We start from the raw sequence: 14,938 nt of genomic DNA on the forward strand, positions 1-14,938 counted from the left end.
CGTCCGCCCACCGCCGCCCGTGCGGCGCCGTCTTCCCATTCTCCCCCGCGCTTGCACTTAGGCAACAGCGTTGCGAAAGTAGGAGCCATGACTAGCACCCCCCTCCGCGACCTCCGTGTGGGACTCGTCGGTTACGGCCTCGCCGGTTCCGTCTTCCACGCCCCGCTGATCGCCGCCACCGAGGGCCTGGCCCTCGACACGGTCGTCACCTCGAACGAGGAGCGGCAGGCGCAGGCCCGCGCGGAGTTCCCCGACGTCCGCCTCGCGGCCGGCCCCGACGACCTGTTCGCCCGCGCCGGCGAACTGGACCTGATCGTCGTCGCCTCCCCGAACAGGACCCACGTCCCGCTCGCCACCCGGGCGCTGGAGTCGGGCCTGCCGGTGGTCGTGGACAAGCCGGTCGCCGCCACCGCCGCCGAGGCACGCGCTCTCGCCGCCCTCGCCGAGGAGCGCGGCCTGCTGCTCTCCGTCTTCCAGAATCGCCGCTGGGACAACGACTTCCTGACCCTGCGCGACCTGGTCGAACGCGGCGGACTCGGCGACGTCTGGCGCTTCGAGTCCCGCTTCGAGCGCTGGCGTCCGCAGCCCAAGGGCGGCTGGCGCGAGTCCGGCGACCCCGCAGAGATCGGAGGTCTGCTCTACGACCTCGGGAGCCATGTCGTCGACCAGGCCCTGGTCCTCTTCGGCCCGGTCACCCAGGTGTACGCCGAGTCGGTGGTCCGGCGCGCGGGCGCCGAGGCGGACGACGACACGTTCCTCGCGCTGACGCACACCGGCGGGGTCCGCTCCCACCTCTACGTCTCCTCCACGGCCGCCCAACTGGGCCCGCGCTTCCGCGTGCTGGGCTCGCGGGCCGGTTACGTCAAGTACGGCCTCGATCCGCAGGAGGCGGCGCTGCGGGCGGGCGCGCGCCCCGGAAGCGGGGCGGGACCGGAGCGGGGGGCGGGCCCCGGGCCGGTCGGCTGGGGCGTCGAGGAGGAGTCGCTGTGGGGCCGTCTCGGCGCGGGAGAGTCCCCGGTGACCGGCGGCGGCAGCCCCGTACCGACGCGGCCCGGCGACTACCCGGCGTACTACGCGGCCGTGGCCGCCGCGCTGCGCGAGGGCGCCCCGAACCCGGTGACCGCGCACGAGGCCGCCGCCGCGCTGGACGTCCTGGAGGCGGCCCGCCGCTCGGCCCGCGACGGCGTGACGGTGCGGCTGTGACGACCGGACGCGCCGAGAGGACGACGACGGCGACGACGAAGGCGACGGCCGGGGGGCCCGAGCCGGCCGGGGCGAGCGAGAAGACGGCGAGCAAGGAGACGGCGAGCGAGAAGACGGCGAGCGAGCTGATCGGGGAGCTGGAGGCGCAGGAACGTCGGCTGGTCCTCCCCCGGTTCACCCACGAGGACGCCTGGGAGCTCGGCTCGCTCCTGGTCGCTCTGGCGCGGGAGCGGCGGGCCCCGGTCGCCGTCGACATCCACCGCGCCGGGCAGCAGCTGTTCCACGCGGCGCTGCCCGGCTCCACCCCCGACAACGACGCCTGGATCGCCCGCAAACGCCGGGTGGTGGAGCGCTACGGCTGCGCCTCCTACCTGGTCGGCGCCCGGTTCCGGGCCAAGGGGACGACCTTCGAGGACTCCTCCCGCCTGGACCCCGGCACCTACGCGGCCCACGGCGGCTCCTTCCCGATCGCCGTGGAGGGCGCCGGTGTGATCGGCGCGGTGACGGTGTCGGGCCTGCCGCAGGCCGAGGACCACCGGCTCGTGGTGGAGGCGCTGGAGGCGTACCTGGAGCGGTAGCCGGGCCGGTGCCGTACAGACGGAGGGGCGCCGGAGGGGCCGTACGGGCCGAAGGGGTCAGAGGGGCCCGAGGGACCGGAAGGACCGGAAGGACCGGAAGGACCGGAGAGCGGACCCGCCGGGAACCGGGGAATGAGCGGGGCGGCCGGGCCGGTTGGGGTTGGCTGTACGCGAAATGGTCATGCGGGGCAGCGGTGATGCGTGGACGCGGTCACGCGTGACGGACGGAAACCGCCGGAAGGATCGGAACCGAATGAGCGACACGGCAGCCCCACGGGACACCACCGCCCCGCTGAAGGAGGCGGTCGGACGCTACGGCGTCTGGAGCGTCGGCCTCCGCTCGGAGAAGGCGGACCGGCGCGGCGCCATCGCCGAGGCCGCCGCCGAACTGGAGGAGCTGGGCTACGGCACCGCGTGGCTCGGCGGCAGCAGCGCCCCCGCCAACGCCGCGCCCCTGCTCGGCGCGACCCGGACACTCACCGTCGGCACCAGCATCCAGAGCATCTGGCAGCACGACGCCGGATCGAGCGCGGCCGGCTTCGCCGAGCTGGACGCGGCCCACCCCGGCCGCTTCGTGCTGGGCCTCGGGGTGAGCCACGCCAAGCTCGCCGAGCAGTACCGCCGCCCGTACTCGGCGCTGGTCGCCTACCTGGACGAGCTGGACGCCGCCGGGGTGCCCGCCGGGCGCCGGGTCCTGGCCGCGCTCGGCCCCAGGACCCTCGAACTGTCCCGGGACCGGGCCGCGGGCGCGATCCCGTACCTGGTCACCACCGAGCACACCGCGCAGGCCCGCGAGATCCTGGGCGAGGGCCCGCTGCTCGCCCCCGAGCTGAAGGTCGTGCTGGACGAGGACCCCGAGCGGGCCCGCGCCACCGCCCGCGGCTATCTGGCGATGTACCTCCAGCTCCCCAACTACACCAACAACTTCCTCCGGCTCGGTTTCACCGAGGACGACGTCAGGGACGGCGGCAGCGACCGCCTGATCGACGCGGTGTACGCCTGGGGCGACGAGGACCGGATCCGGGCCCGGGTGGAGGAGTTCCTGGCGGCGGGCGCCGACCACTTGGCCCTCCAGGTCGTCACCGGCACGACGGACCCGGACGAACTCCCCAGGGAGGAGTGGCGCCGGCTGGCCTCGCTTCTCGGCTAGAGCCCGCTGGAGAGGGGCCGGGGAACCGCACGGCCGGCCTCGACGCGGGGAACCGCACGGCCGGCCCCCACGCCGGGAACCGCACGGCCGGCCCCCACGGCGCGGCACGCGAAAGCGCGCCGCGGTCCCCGCCCCCGGTGAACGGCGGAGCGCCTACGCGTCCTTCAGCTCCTGCCGCTGCCGCCCCAGCCCCTCGACCTCCAGCTCGACCACGTCGCCGGAGCGCAGATACGGCTTCGGCTCCGGCCGGCCGAGCGCCACCCCGGCGGGGGTACCGGTGTTGATGACGTCACCGGGGTAGAGGGTCATGAAGTGGCTGACGTAGCGCACCACTTCGGCGACCGGGAAGATCTGCTCGGCGGTCGTCCCGTCCTGCTTCAGCTCGCCGTTGACCCACAGCCTCAGGGAGAGGTTCTGCGGGTCGGGCACCTCGTCGGCGGTGACCAGCCAGGGTCCGAGCGGGTTGAACGTCTCGCAGTTCTTCCCCTTGTCCCAGGTGCCGCCGCGCTCGATCTGGAACTCCCGCTCGGAGACGTCGTGCGCCACCGCGTACCCGGCGACGTGCGCGAGGGCGTCCTCGTCGGTCTCCAGATAGCGGGCCGTACGGCCGATGACGACCGCCAGTTCCACCTCCCAGTCGGTCTTGGCGGAGCCGCGCGGCACCAGCACCGTGTCGTTCGGCCCGACGACCGTGTCGGCCGCCTTGAAGAAGACGACGGGCTCGGCGGGCGGCTCGGCGCCGGTCTCGCGGGCGTGGTCGTGGTAGTTCAGGCCGATGCACACCACCTTGCCGATCCGGGCCAGCGGCGGTCCGATCCGCAGGCCGTCCGCGTCCAGCGCGGGCAGCTCGCCCGCGTCGGCGGCGGCCCGGATCCGGCCGAGTGCCGCCTCGTCGGCGAGCAGGGCGCCGTCGATGTCCGCGACGACGCCCGACAGGTCGCGCACGGTGCCCTCGGCGTCCAGCAGTGCGGGCCGCTCAGCCCCGGCCGTACCGACTCGCAGCAGCTTCATGTTCCCAACTCCCTCGATTCGCGGGAAGCCCGTCCGGTGGGACGGCGTCCGGGTGCGGCGGACACAGCCATCGGAGGACTGGTCGATCCTCCAAGGTCCACGTCCACTCCGCAATACCCCGTTCACGTACTGGACCGTAGGGCCGCCGGGCGGGCGCGCGTTCAGCTCTGGAGCACGGCCCGCTCCACGGCGCTCCAGGCGGAGCTGGTCACCACGTACAGCGCGGCCGCCAGCGGTACGACGGCCACGGTGACGAGCGTCGCGAACGACAGGAACGGCATCACCTTGCCCACGGCCGCGAGCCCGGGGACCTGCGCCGCCTCGCCCGCACCGGCGGTCGTGGCCGCTGCCTCGGCCGCTGCCCGCGCCCGCCGGGCGCGCGTGAAGTTGAAGCCGGCGACGGCGGTCACGACCGCGAACAGCGCGACGTACACCAGCCCGGCCGCCCCGAAGACACCGCCGTCCGCGAGGGCGTCGCTCCACCGCCCGCCCAGCGGCGCGGCCAGCAGCCGGTGGCCGAGCAGGCCGTTGGCGCTCCCGCCGAGCGTCGAGCTGGAGAACAGGCGGTAGAGGACGAAGAAGGCGGGCATCTGGAGCAGCCCCGGCAGACAGCCGGACAGCGGCGACACCTTCTCCTCGGCGTGCAGCGCCAGTACGGCCTGCTGGAGGCGCTGCGGATCCCCGCGGTGCTTCCTGCGCAGTTCGGCCAGGCGCGGCTGGAGCGCGGCCCGCGCCCGCTGCCCGCGCGCGGCGGCCCGGGACAGCGGATGGACGAGCAGCCGTACGAGCAGGGTGACCAGGACGATCGCGGCGGCGGCAGCGGAGGCGTGGAACAGCGGCTGGATCAGGTCGGCGAGGCACTCGACCAGAGCGGCGGAGCCGGTGAGGACACCGGAGAAGAAGCCGGAGAAACCGGAGAAGACAGAGAAGGCAGAGAAGACGGACATGATGGAGGAGCCCTTCGGGGTCTCGTCGTGCCGGAAGCGGGACATGGCGGCATGACGACCCGCGGCGCAGGGTCACGGAGTGGACGCGGTGAACGCGGAACCCGGGGCCTCAGGCCCTGAGCGTCGGCAGATGCCGGGCGCCGGGCGGCGGGTCCGGAGATGTGCCCTACGCAGCGGCGGTCGCCGGAAGGGCCCGGCCGGGTGCGCGGGGCCGCCGCCGGCCCGCGGCGTCGGGATCGCGCTGCGGCAGGAAGGCCGTACGCCGGTCGCGGTCCCGGATCGCCGTACGCACCCGCGTGGGCGCCACGGCGGGCGCGCAGCGCGAGCCGAGCAGCGCGCACGCGACGAGCGCGGCACCGGCGGCGACGGTCGCGGCGAGGCTGCCCGAGTCGAGCAGCGACAGCTGGAGGACCAGGACGAGCAGCGACAGCAGCACGGGGACGAGCGGCGCACCGACCCGCTGGCGAACGCGACGGATCACAACCGGCCCCCCTCACCTGCCCTGGCTATGACTTCTCCTCCACGGTTATACAGGACCACCCGTCGGGGCGTCCGGCCCGCGGGTGCCTCACCTTCGTCACGGACCGGCAGTACGGTGTCCCCCATGCGCCCCGACACGCCCGCCGAAAACGCCGCGAACGCCAAAGCCGCCGTGAACGCAGAAGCCGCCGCGAACGTCGAGACCCCGGAACCCACCGGCCCCGCCGGCCGTGCGGGTGCCCCCGGCCCCACCGGCTGGACCGAGAACGCCGACCACACCGCCGAGGCGGCCCGTCTGGAGCGGGCCGCGGGCCTGTACCCGGAGGACGCCGAGGCCCTGCTGCTGCGCGCCGCCGCCCACCTGGAACTGGCCGGCGACCGCCCCGCGGCGACGACGCTCTACGACCGCCTGCTGGCCACCGCGGACGCCCTGGAGAACGCCACGCTGGTGCGCGCCCTGAAGGCGTCGAACCTGTGGGAGTACGGCCACGAGGCCGAGGCGAGGGCGATCATCGACGGCGTCCGCACCGCCGCCCCGCGGGCCCCGGCCCCCTGGGTGATCGTCGCGGAGTCCCTGGAGTCGCACGACGAGCTGGAGGCGGCGCACGAGACGTTCACGGAGGCGGTGACGCTGCTGCTGACCGGCGTCGAGGAGCCCCCGTACGCGACCCGCCCCCTCCTCCTCGGCCGCCACCGCGTCCGCCGCATGCTCGGGGTCTCCCACGACTCCTGGGACGCCCTCGCCGACACCCTCCACTCCTCGTCCGTCTCCCTGGACGAGCTCCACGACCCCAAGCGGGTCTGGTCCCTCGGCTCGGAGAACCCGGCCGAGCTCCAGGCCGAACTGGTCCGCCTGCGCGCGGAGCTGGGCGCCTACCGCGAGGCCCTCTCCCGCCCCTTCCCGGTGGCGGTCCTGCACTGGCCGGCCCCGGAACTGGAGGAACTGGTCGCGGCGTACGCCGGCCTCGCGACGGAGTACCCCTCCCACGAGACCCACCTCGCGACGATAGAGCGCTCCCTGCGCGAACTGGCCGCCTCCGGCACCCCCAACCTCGGCATCGTCACCGGCACGGTCCCCTCCTACGAGGCCTTCGCCGCCTCCGAGGGCACCTCCCCCACCGACACCGCCCTCCTCCCCCAGTACGCGACGACCCTGGCGGCCCGGGGACGCGCGGTGGCGTGGCCCCCGCAGCAGACGGCGACCTGCTGGTGCGACTCGGGCCGGACGTACGGGGAATGCCACGGCGGGACGGCCTGAGCCGCGCGCACATCCGGCGGGGGGTGAGGCGCGGGACGCCTCGCCCCCGCCACCGCTCCTGCCCCGCCCCTGGAGTGACCACCGTGACCACCCCTCCGCTCCCCGTCGAGCCCCCGCACCTCACGGACGAGACCCTCGGCGTCTTCACCCGAGGCTCCTTCGCCCTCTCCGACGGCACCCTCCTGTACGACTCCTCGTACAGCCTCACCCGCGACCTCGGCGGCCGGACCGTCACCCTCCAACTGGCCACCACCGACCCGTCCGAGGCCCACCGCCTCCTCCCCCGCCTCCGTCGCGCGGTCACCCACCACACGGACCTGCACCACCGAGCCGTCACCGCCCTCGTCCACACCCTCAGCGACGGCCCCCCGACCCCCGACGACCTCACCGAGGCCCACACCGACCTCCTCCTCGACACCATCGAGGCCACCAGCCCCACCGACCTGACCCTCCACCTGTCCGACTCCTGCGGCGAACACCTCCTGGACGGCTACTGGCCGGCGGTGCGGTTCGACGGGGAGGACGGGGTGGTGGGGGTGACGATCGAGGCATAGGGGCGGGGCGTGTGACGAGGACCGGGCGTCGGCCGGCGGTTCCCGTCCGGACCCCGTGCGGACGCGCTCGTCCCCATGATGGAATCGGCACAGGGACCGAGACACGATCGTGAGGCACAGCCGTCTTGAGCACAGTGAAGCCGTCGTCGCCCGCCGTCTCGGCGCGTATGAGCAGACAGGCCAGCAAGGACACGGCCGCCGAACTGACGGTCCGGCGTCTGCTGCACGCCGCCGGGCTCCGCTACCGCGTGGAGTATCCGGTCCCCGGCATGGCCCGGCGACGCATCGACGTGGCCTTCACCTCGGTCAAGGTGGCCGTCCTCATCGACGGATGCTTCTGGCACGGCTGCCCCGAACACGCCACGCAGCCCAAGGCGAACGCTCAGTGGTGGCGCCAGAAGCTGGACCGCAACATGGCCCGGGACGCGGAGACCACCGACCACCTCGTCGCCGCCGGGTGGGAGGTCCTGCGCTTCTGGGAGCACGAGCCCGCACCGGACGTCGCCCTGCGCATCGCGGCCGCGGTCGAGCGACGGAGATCGCGACACGGCGCGGAGAGCCGTCGATGACGGGGCTGACCTTCGTCGATGTGTGCTCGGGAGCGGGTGGACTCGCCCTGGGACTGGAGCGTGCCGGCTTCGAGCCCCGCCTGCTGCTCGACGAGGACGCCGACGCCTGCGCGACCCTGCGCGCCAACCGGCCCCATTGGAACGTGCTCCGGACGGACCTGCTGGACTTCGACCCGAGCGAACACCCCGAGAGCCATGACGTCGACCTGCTCTCCGCCGGCCTGCCCCGGGTGAGGTCGGAAGCGACGGCCCGACGCGTGGATTCTGGGCTGGAAGAGCAACTCCTGCGAGCGGCGATCTATCTGGCCCATGGGATCCGCCCTCGGGCGATCCTCATCGAGAACGTCCCGCAACTGGCACATTCCTCGGACCACGAGTCGTTCCGCGAGTTCGCCTTCGCCGAACTGGCCCACCTGGGATACGAGCCCGATTGGTCCGTCGTGAACGCCCTCGACTTCGGTGTGGCGCAGAGCCGTAGGCACGGCGTCCTGGTCGCGGTCGAACGTCGGTGTGCCCCCGCGTTCCGCTTCCCGGCGCCGACCGTGGACGGACCTCGAACGGTCGGTGACGTCCTGAGACCGTCGATGGCGGCGCGCGGCTGGCCGGACGCCTCCCGTTGGGCCGCCCAGGCCGATCAGCCCGCCCCGACACTCGTGGGAGGGTCCAAGAACCGCGGCGGCGCCGACCTCGGGCCGACGAGGGCGAAGCAGAAGTGGGCGACCATGGGCGTGAACGCACACACCCTGGGCGACGAAGTGCCCGGTCCGGACTTCGTCTGGGATCCTGGGCTCGGCAGGAACAACATGGTGAAGATCACAGCCGAGCAGGCGGCACTTCTGCAGGGCTTCCCGACCACGTGGCAGATCACCGGACGCAAGACGGCCCGGTACCGTCAGGTCGGGCACGCGACACCGCCTCCGGTGGCGGAGGCGCTGGGACGAGCGGTCGCCGAAGCTCTGTGCGGGGAGCCGGTGGCCACCGCTGCCGGCTAGACTTCCGCCACATGACCAGCGCGCCTCCCCACCAGTCCATCCTCGACAAGCCCTTTGTCCTGGACCTCTTCGCAGGACCGGGCGGGCTGGACGTGGCCGGACACCGGCTGGGCATCCCGAGTCTGGGGCTCGAATGGGACCGGAGCGCGTGCCTGACGCGGTACGCGGCCGGGCTGGACACCCTCCACTCCGACGTGAGCGCGATCCGCAGAGAGTCCTTCGAGTCGCTCCCCCCGGAGATCAACGTCCTCGCCGGCGGCCCGCCGTGCCAGACCTATTCGGTGGCGGGGAAGGGCGCGGGTCGTGAGGCTCTGGAGGAGGTCAAGAAGTTCATCGAACGGCTCATGGCGGGTGATCCCGACGAGGAGATCGACAAGGAGCTGAAGAAGCTCAGCGACCCGCGCACCGCGTTGGTGCTCGAACCCCTCCGCTACGCGATCCAGGCGACCAGGAGCCCGAACCGGGGGCACCGGCCGTACGACGTCATCGTTCTGGAGCAGGTCCCCGCCGTCGAGGCGCTCTGGCTCCGCTACGCCGAGGTGCTGCAGAAGGTCGGCCTTCCCGACGGCACCAGGTACGAGGTCGTCGTCGACGTCCTGGACACCGAGACGTACGGGGTGCCGCAGACCCGGTCCCGCGCCGTGTTGATCGCCCGCCGTGAGGGGCTGGGCACGCCGACGCTGCCCGAGCCGACCCACCGCGCCTACGAGGCGAAGGGGTGGAATCGCAGGAACGGCGACAGCACGACCCCGGCCGCCCAGCCGACCCTCTGTGGCACGGACGTCCCCGAACCGCGCCCCGCGGCGAACGACGATCTGGAGCACTGGACGTCGATGGGCGATGCCCTCGCCGAGCCGGTCGGCACCCAGCATCACGGGCGCAGGACGCCCTTCTTGGTCAGGTCGAACTACGGCAGCTCCGGAAACCCGGGGCGTCGCGGAGTCCGGACGGACCGACAGCCCGCCGCCACCGTCACCGGCCGCATCTCCCGCTTCGTGGTCTTCGAGCACCTCTCCGACGACATCGTCTACGAGGGGGCGCGGTTCAGCATGAACGAGGCAGGGATGCTACAGAGCTTCCCGCCGGACTACCCGTGGTCGGGCACCGCGAAGGCCCAGCAGGTGGGCAACGCTGTGCCTCCCCTGTTCGGGGCGCACCTCCTGAGTGCCGCGCTCGGTCTTCCCGCTCCGGCCCCGGAGGTGATGAGGGAGCCGTGGATCCCGGCCACGGAGGAGCAGCGGGCCAAGCTGCGCAGCCACGGCTGCGGGACGGCGGACGACTGCACCGCCCGCTGCCCGCGCCCCGAGGAGCAGACACCGCCCCGATCGACCTCGCGCCCGCGCAGGAGAACGCCCCGGCGGCGGTGATGTTCAGGGGCCGCCCGATCAGCCCTCGCTCCTCCTGCCCCTGACCGGAGCGGTCTCGAACAGCTCCGCGAAGTACTCGGTGAGCGCGGTCACGGATTCCTCCGGGGCGGGATCCTCGTCCGGCCCCGCGGGGAGGATGTGACGTGAGACCGGTGGTGCCGTCTCCGCCTCCGCGATCCAGTCGCGCAGACGGACCGGGTCTCTGGGCTCGTCCGGTGCGAGGATGTCGTAGATCAAGGTAGCTCCCGCCGCGTTGACGGCGATGCTCAGCCCATTGACGCCCCGGCCGGTGCTGATCCTTCCCGTCCGCAGGAGGCGGACCAGGGCCTGGGCCGTGGGCCGGTGGTCGATCAAGTCGTTCCGAAGAACGGTGTGGATGAGGTCCTGGTTGCCACAGGCGATCTCGACCGGTCCGTAGTCCGGGCCGTTCCGGAAGAGTTCGGCCGCCCACCACAGGCGGGAGAAGCACTGCCGGTCCGCGGGGCCCCGGAACCGCTCCGCGGCGACGCGCCCCGCCGGCTCCGACAGATGGCGCCACACCACATAGTCCGGGGCCACGGCCAACGCCAGGTGGTTCCACAGCCGTTTGTCCGCCGCCTCCCGCCGCGTCAGACGCAACGTGGCGTGAAGGCGTGGGGCGAGCCAGGCGTCGGCCCGGGTCCGGTCCTTGCCGAACTCGAACATGGCGTCCTCGACCAGGCTGCGGATCGGCTCGACCCACCACCTGGCGTCGTCCTCGGGGAGCGGCTCGACGACCTTGGCGAGGTCTATGCCGCTGTGGACCTGTTCACCGCCGAGCAGCCCCTCGGTGAGGAAGGTGTCGACGGCCGAACCGGAGAGCAGCGCCAGACGCTCCGGTACGTGGTGGGGCTGGGTGATCACGTCTCGCTCTCCCTGTTCGTCCGTTCCAGGCCGCGGATGACGTAGCCCACCGCTCTGGCGGCCTCGGCGCGCCGGACGGCCGCGTAGTGGATGCGGGTCTGGAGTTCGCCCCAACCCGACTCTCCGGTGCGACGACGGTGGACCTGCCGCAGTGCCTCCTCGACATGCACACCGGGGACGACGTCCGGCAGCATCTCCCGCAACACCTCTCCCTGCCAGTCGGTCGGGAAGACCGGGCCACCGCCCGGCTCCACCTCCAGGTCGCCGAGGGCCGCGTGGAACACCGCCGTCCACACGTCCGTGGCCATCTGGGCGACGAGCAGGTCACGTACCTTGCTGTCCACACCGGAGCTGTTGCTGTCCAACAGCCCGACGATCCCGTCGATGTCGGTGTTGACGAACACCGTGGGGACCCGTGCGGTGGTGTCCACGAGCCAGGGCGCGTCGGCGTAGGCACGCAGCCACTCCCTGGAGCTCTTGCCGAACGACGCCTTCCGGACGTCCAGTCGAAGGCCCCTGACCGGCTCGTCGGACACGGTGTCGACGACCCAGCTCCGGTCGGTCTCGGCGATCGACCGGCCCCGCACCCCGTCGACCGTCCCGACGGCATACGCGGCGAGGGAGGCCCGTCCCAGGTGGTCGTCGCGGAGCACTTCCAGGCGGCCCGACCAGTCGTGGCTGTCCTGCGTGTCACGGGTGAGGACCGTCGACGTGCGGACGTTGGTCTCGCCGTCGGTCGCCACGGCGAGGACCCGCAGATCGGACCAGGCCGCGTCCGGTGCGTCGACGCCGGGCGGCAGCGTGGCCGAGAGGCCGATCACGGCGCTCACGCAGTCCGTGCGACCCGCGACCCCGAGGGCGACGACCTGCTCCTGAGCCGAGTAGGCACTGGTGTCCAGTGGCTCACGCGTGCCGTCGGAGAGCTTGAGGGAGACCGACGTCACCCTGAGCACGACCGGACGGGTCAGCCGCTTGTACGGGTAGATCTTCACGTGTCACGCCCCCTTGCCGGCGCGCAGTTCGACGACGAGGCGGGTGAACACGGTCCGCACCGGGTGGCTGGAGACGTCGGTGGCTCCTCGGAACTTCGCGCGACGCGTGCCGGGCGGGAAGTGCAGCGTGCCGTCCTCCACGTCGCAGCCCTCGACGGCCACCAGTTCGGCCCAGTCGAGTCTCGGGCGTCCTCCGGAGCGGACGTCCAGCTGGGCGATCGGCACCATCGGGACGATCTCGTCACCGCGCGGGACGGTCACCTCCGCGGTGACCGTCCACTCCCCCTGATCGCCGATCGTCGCCTCGAGCCCCGCCAGCACCGGGACCACCGGGCCGGAGGGCATCTTGGCCCTGGGTCGGCTCTTGACGGTCAGCGCCTTGCGCAGCGCCTCGCCGCCTTCGCCTCTGCCGCGCCTCGGGCGGGCGACGAGTTCCCTGACCGCGCTGTTGACCTCGGTGGTCAGATTGTTGATCCGTCGGTACGCGGAAGGGGACCAGCGAAGGATCAGTTCCTCCGTCTGCCCCCAACGGTCGTGCTCGGGCGGTTCCGCCGCCCGCAGGAACTCCTCGGCCTCCTTCGCGAAGGGGGCCGAGTCACCGGCGGCCTCGCCCACCAGGAGAACGGCCTGGAAGGGATTGGTGCCCAGCGGCAGGTTCGGGACCGTGGCCTTCTTGACCGTCATACGGTTGCCGCGCAGCGAATGCACCTGGTTCTTGGGTGTGTCCTTGTCACTGGTGGCCTCGGTGACGAGCAGGATCGCCTGATGGGTGCCGAGCGTCCCTCGGGCGCCTCCGGCCAGCGGCAACTTCAGCGGGACTTTCCTGATCGCCACCTGCCCTGCCTCGGTGAGCCGATCCACCGTGGCTCCCTCGTAGTGGGCTCGCAGGGCACGGGTCCGGGAGGGCTGCTCGACGGACGGATCCACCTTCGTCTCCGGAACGACCTCCTCGCCGTTGCGCAGGGCACGGACCGAGACCTCCAGCAGCGGAAGTCGGCCGCCACCACCGATCATGGCGGCCCAGAAGTCGCGGCCCAGGGCCTCGACCAGGCGCTTGTGCATTCTCTCGATGTCGCGTGTGTCCTCGGAACCTTCCTCGTCGTGGGGCTTCTCCTCCTGATCGGACGATTCCCCTTCGAGGCTGGCCACGTCGTGCGCCCCCACGATGAGGAAGGACGTGCCGGGCTCGTCTCCGTCCCGGCTCAGTTGCAGGCGGGTCGCGGTCTCCTCGTCCGCCCACCAGGAACGGGCGACCTCGGCGCCCGGGGAGTCCGGGTCGGGACGGCCGAACCAGGCGGGGCCCGCGTAAGCGCGCCCGTCGACCTCCCGCCAGGGCAGTTCGAGACGACCGATCATCCGTCGTTCGGTACGCCCCTCGTGCGGCACCGACAGGGTGGAGTTGATGAGCACGAGGCCGAGAGCACTGGTCGCCCACAGCGTCGCCTTGCCCAGACCGTACGAACCACCCGCCCCCGGGCCGGACTTCAGGCTCTCGAGCTGGCGTCGGACCACGGCGGCGAACTTGCCGTCCGCGTAGTCGTCGCCGGTGAGTCCGGAGGCGTTGTAGTCGTCGACCCGCAGAAGGACCAGCCGGCCCTTCTCGTACATGTCGCGCACACCGGCGTCGACGACCCGGCCGACCTTCTGATTGCCGGCCAGCTCCGAGACGGCGGAGTAGTGCGGGAAGAGGTCGTTCCAGAGGATGGCCTCGCGGAAGGCGTCCAGGTGTTCACCGGTCAGCTCGTTCAGGGTGTAGCGGACACGGACGGGACGGCCGTTCTCCGTCAACCGCTCGTCGAGGCTGTTCTGGCACGTCTCGCGACCGAGGACCTGGACGTCGGCGTCGAAGGCGAAGGCCGCGGCGTTGCCCAGGTCTCGGCCGCCGTCGGGATAGCCGGGTCGGTGGTACCAGGTGACCGGGAGGCCGGCCTGGGTGTCGGTGGTGCGGGTGTGCACCGTGCCGACGTCCGTGCCGAGCGCCTTGGCGATGTCCGCCATCACGGTCGGACGAGGGGTCGAACGTCCGGCGATCCAGGCGGAGACGGCCGCTCGGGTCAGCTTGAGCTCCTTGGCCAGTTCGGCCTGCGTCTTCCCCGCGAGCCTGAGCTGCCGAGCCAGCCATGGCCCGAACTCCTCACCTGTCTCCACGCGTCACCTGTCTCTTCCTCGGGTCGTACGAGGGAGGCTAATTTGACGATCGCGATCACGTCAACCAATGGTTAACCAGACGAAGGCATCGAGCAGACTTCTCCGCCCGACCGAAACATCCGTTTTGCCCGCCTCGCACCACCTCCCCCATCGCTCCGCCGAAGCGGAACCATGAACTCCTCCCCATCGAACGAAAGTTGGGGTTGCTGATTCCGGCAGACCTCGCTACATTCGGCACGTTGGGAATCCTGACTCGCCAGTGAACCGGAAATCCGGGGGCCGGGCGACAAGGGGAGAAGTGTGTCCACGCACGACCAACGACCGTACTGAGAAACTTTTCTGACAAAAAGCTGGCGACCCGAAGGACCCACCCGATACGTTGATCGACGGGATCGAATCCCACAGCAAAAACATGCACTTCGTAGGGGTGTGAACCGATCATTCCCGTGCGACACCAAGCCATGACTCGACAGGGGCGGGGTCTCATTGAAGAACGAGGACGACTGTTCTCCCTTGCTGCTCAGCCAGCGGGAATGCAGTGCGATGGCTCTGGCCATTTTTTCAGCGAGGAGCAGGGCCGAAGTCACGAACATCCTGGACCGGCACGACCTGTCCGACGACGATTTACTCACGGGATTCCCCGATTTGGTGAAGGTGGTCCAGGAACTGCCGGACGAGAGCTTGCCCGACGCCTGACCCTTCGAGCACCCCACTTCGAACGACCGGCACGACCTGGCAAGACGTTCCGGCCACCAGTACGCCGATGACCCACGGGCCGGCTCACGCACAGCCGGCGGCGAGCCGGCC

The 14,938-nt window shown here is 71.9% G+C and carries 15 protein-coding genes; 9 read left to right on the forward strand and 6 right to left on the reverse strand.

The features are described 5' to 3' along the window. The first annotated feature begins 87 nt into the window (after positions 1-87). The 3 genes from A8713_RS11450 to A8713_RS11460 all read left to right on the forward strand — a co-directional run bounded on the left by A8713_RS11450 (position 88) and on the right by A8713_RS11460 (position 2,931). The gene (locus A8713_RS11450) at positions 88-1,203 is read left to right on the forward strand and encodes a Gfo/Idh/MocA family oxidoreductase (RefSeq protein WP_064533327.1); all 1,116 of its coding nucleotides are present in this window, start codon (positions 88-90) and stop codon (positions 1,201-1,203) included. A gap of 125 nt (positions 1,204-1,328) precedes the next feature. Continuing rightward, positions 1,329-1,781: a heme-degrading domain-containing protein gene (locus A8713_RS11455; protein ID WP_064537438.1), complete on the forward strand. Its 453-nt coding sequence runs from the start codon at positions 1,329-1,331 to the stop codon at positions 1,779-1,781. A 253-nt stretch (positions 1,782-2,034) separates the two neighbouring features. After that, positions 2,035-2,931 carry an LLM class F420-dependent oxidoreductase gene (locus tag A8713_RS11460; protein ID WP_064533328.1) on the forward strand — a complete coding sequence of 299 codons (897 nt, stop codon included), beginning with the start codon at positions 2,035-2,037 and terminating at the stop codon, positions 2,929-2,931. A 153-nt stretch (positions 2,932-3,084) separates the two neighbouring features. Here A8713_RS11460 and A8713_RS11465 read toward each other — a convergent pair whose 3' ends face one another. The 3 genes from A8713_RS11465 to A8713_RS11475 form a co-directional block, all read right to left on the reverse strand. Further along, complete coding sequence (locus A8713_RS11465; RefSeq protein ID WP_064533329.1) at positions 3,085-3,942, reverse strand: fumarylacetoacetate hydrolase family protein; 858 nt, start codon at positions 3,940-3,942, stop codon at positions 3,085-3,087. Positions 3,943-4,103: 161 nt separating this feature from the next. Next, positions 4,104-4,934, reverse strand: coding sequence for a YidC/Oxa1 family membrane protein insertase (locus A8713_RS11470; RefSeq protein WP_443069711.1), 831 nt, complete (start codon positions 4,932-4,934; stop codon positions 4,104-4,106). A 121-nt stretch (positions 4,935-5,055) separates the two neighbouring features. Beyond that, on the reverse strand, positions 5,056-5,370 hold the full coding sequence (locus A8713_RS11475) for a DUF6412 domain-containing protein (protein WP_237305346.1): 315 nt from the start codon (positions 5,368-5,370) through the stop codon (positions 5,056-5,058). Between the two features lie 123 nt (positions 5,371-5,493). Between A8713_RS11475 and A8713_RS11480 the strand changes: the two genes are divergently transcribed. The 5 genes from A8713_RS11480 to A8713_RS11500 all read left to right on the forward strand — a co-directional run bounded on the left by A8713_RS11480 (position 5,494) and on the right by A8713_RS11500 (position 10,109). Further along, on the forward strand, positions 5,494-6,627 hold the full coding sequence (locus A8713_RS11480) for an SEC-C domain-containing protein (RefSeq protein WP_237305347.1): 1,134 nt from the start codon (positions 5,494-5,496) through the stop codon (positions 6,625-6,627). A gap of 83 nt (positions 6,628-6,710) precedes the next feature. Further along, positions 6,711-7,181, forward strand: a complete 471-nt coding sequence (locus A8713_RS11485; RefSeq protein ID WP_064533330.1) for a hypothetical protein — start codon at positions 6,711-6,713, stop codon at positions 7,179-7,181. Between the two features lie 167 nt (positions 7,182-7,348). After that, the gene (locus tag A8713_RS11490) at positions 7,349-7,750 is read left to right on the forward strand and encodes a very short patch repair endonuclease (RefSeq protein ID WP_064533331.1); all 402 of its coding nucleotides are present in this window, start codon (positions 7,349-7,351) and stop codon (positions 7,748-7,750) included. Then, positions 7,747-8,742 carry a DNA cytosine methyltransferase gene (locus tag A8713_RS11495; protein ID WP_064533332.1) on the forward strand — a complete coding sequence of 332 codons (996 nt, stop codon included), beginning with the start codon at positions 7,747-7,749 and terminating at the stop codon, positions 8,740-8,742. The genes A8713_RS11490 and A8713_RS11495 overlap by 4 nt, the downstream gene beginning before the upstream one ends. A gap of 11 nt (positions 8,743-8,753) precedes the next feature. Further along, positions 8,754-10,109 (forward strand): DNA cytosine methyltransferase, encoded by a 1,356-nt coding sequence (locus tag A8713_RS11500; protein ID WP_064537442.1) that lies wholly within the window; start codon positions 8,754-8,756, stop codon positions 10,107-10,109. 18 nt (positions 10,110-10,127) lie between these two features. Here A8713_RS11500 and A8713_RS11505 read toward each other — a convergent pair whose 3' ends face one another. The 3 genes from A8713_RS11505 to A8713_RS11515 are packed head-to-tail and all read right to left on the reverse strand — an operon-like array spanning position 10,128 to position 14,131. Next, positions 10,128-10,991 (reverse strand): DUF6339 family protein, encoded by an 864-nt coding sequence (locus A8713_RS11505; RefSeq protein WP_064533333.1) that lies wholly within the window; start codon positions 10,989-10,991, stop codon positions 10,128-10,130. Next, entirely contained in the window at positions 10,988-11,983 is a 996-nt protein-coding gene (locus A8713_RS11510; protein WP_064533334.1) for a hypothetical protein, read from the reverse strand. The genes A8713_RS11505 and A8713_RS11510 overlap by 4 nt, the downstream gene beginning before the upstream one ends. 3 nt (positions 11,984-11,986) lie before the next feature. Continuing rightward, positions 11,987-14,131, reverse strand: a complete 2,145-nt coding sequence (locus A8713_RS11515; protein WP_064533335.1) for a helix-turn-helix transcriptional regulator — start codon at positions 14,129-14,131, stop codon at positions 11,987-11,989. Between the two features lie 513 nt (positions 14,132-14,644). Between A8713_RS11515 and A8713_RS33540 the strand changes: the two genes are divergently transcribed. After that, positions 14,645-14,827 carry a hypothetical protein gene (locus tag A8713_RS33540; RefSeq protein WP_159393085.1) on the forward strand — a complete coding sequence of 61 codons (183 nt, stop codon included), beginning with the start codon at positions 14,645-14,647 and terminating at the stop codon, positions 14,825-14,827. Positions 14,828-14,938: the final 111 nt, after the last annotated feature.

The sequence above is a fragment of the Streptomyces sp. SAT1 genome (assembly GCF_001654495.1).
GTDB lineage: Bacteria > Actinomycetota > Actinomycetes > Streptomycetales > Streptomycetaceae > Streptomyces > Streptomyces andamanensis.

Bases quoted from the DNA above. Each gene is read 5' to 3' on its own strand.
- A8713_RS11465 (WP_064533329.1), bottom strand. From the start codon at position 3,942: ATGAAGCTGCTGCGAGTCGGTACGGCCGGGGCTGAGCGGCCCGCACTG.
- A8713_RS11450 (WP_064533327.1), top strand. From the start codon at position 88: ATGACTAGCACCCCCCTCCGCGACCTCCGTGTGGGACTCGTCGGTTAC.
- A8713_RS11480 (WP_237305347.1), top strand. From the start codon at position 5,494: ATGCGCCCCGACACGCCCGCCGAAAACGCCGCGAACGCCAAAGCCGCC.
- A8713_RS11500 (WP_064537442.1), top strand. From the start codon at position 8,754: ATGACCAGCGCGCCTCCCCACCAGTCCATCCTCGACAAGCCCTTTGTC.
- A8713_RS11495 (WP_064533332.1), top strand. From the start codon at position 7,747: ATGACGGGGCTGACCTTCGTCGATGTGTGCTCGGGAGCGGGTGGACTC.
- A8713_RS11490 (WP_064533331.1), top strand. From the start codon at position 7,349: ATGAGCAGACAGGCCAGCAAGGACACGGCCGCCGAACTGACGGTCCGG.
- A8713_RS11460 (WP_064533328.1), top strand. From the start codon at position 2,035: ATGAGCGACACGGCAGCCCCACGGGACACCACCGCCCCGCTGAAGGAG.
- A8713_RS11470 (WP_443069711.1), bottom strand. From the start codon at position 4,934: ATGTCCCGCTTCCGGCACGACGAGACCCCGAAGGGCTCCTCCATCATG.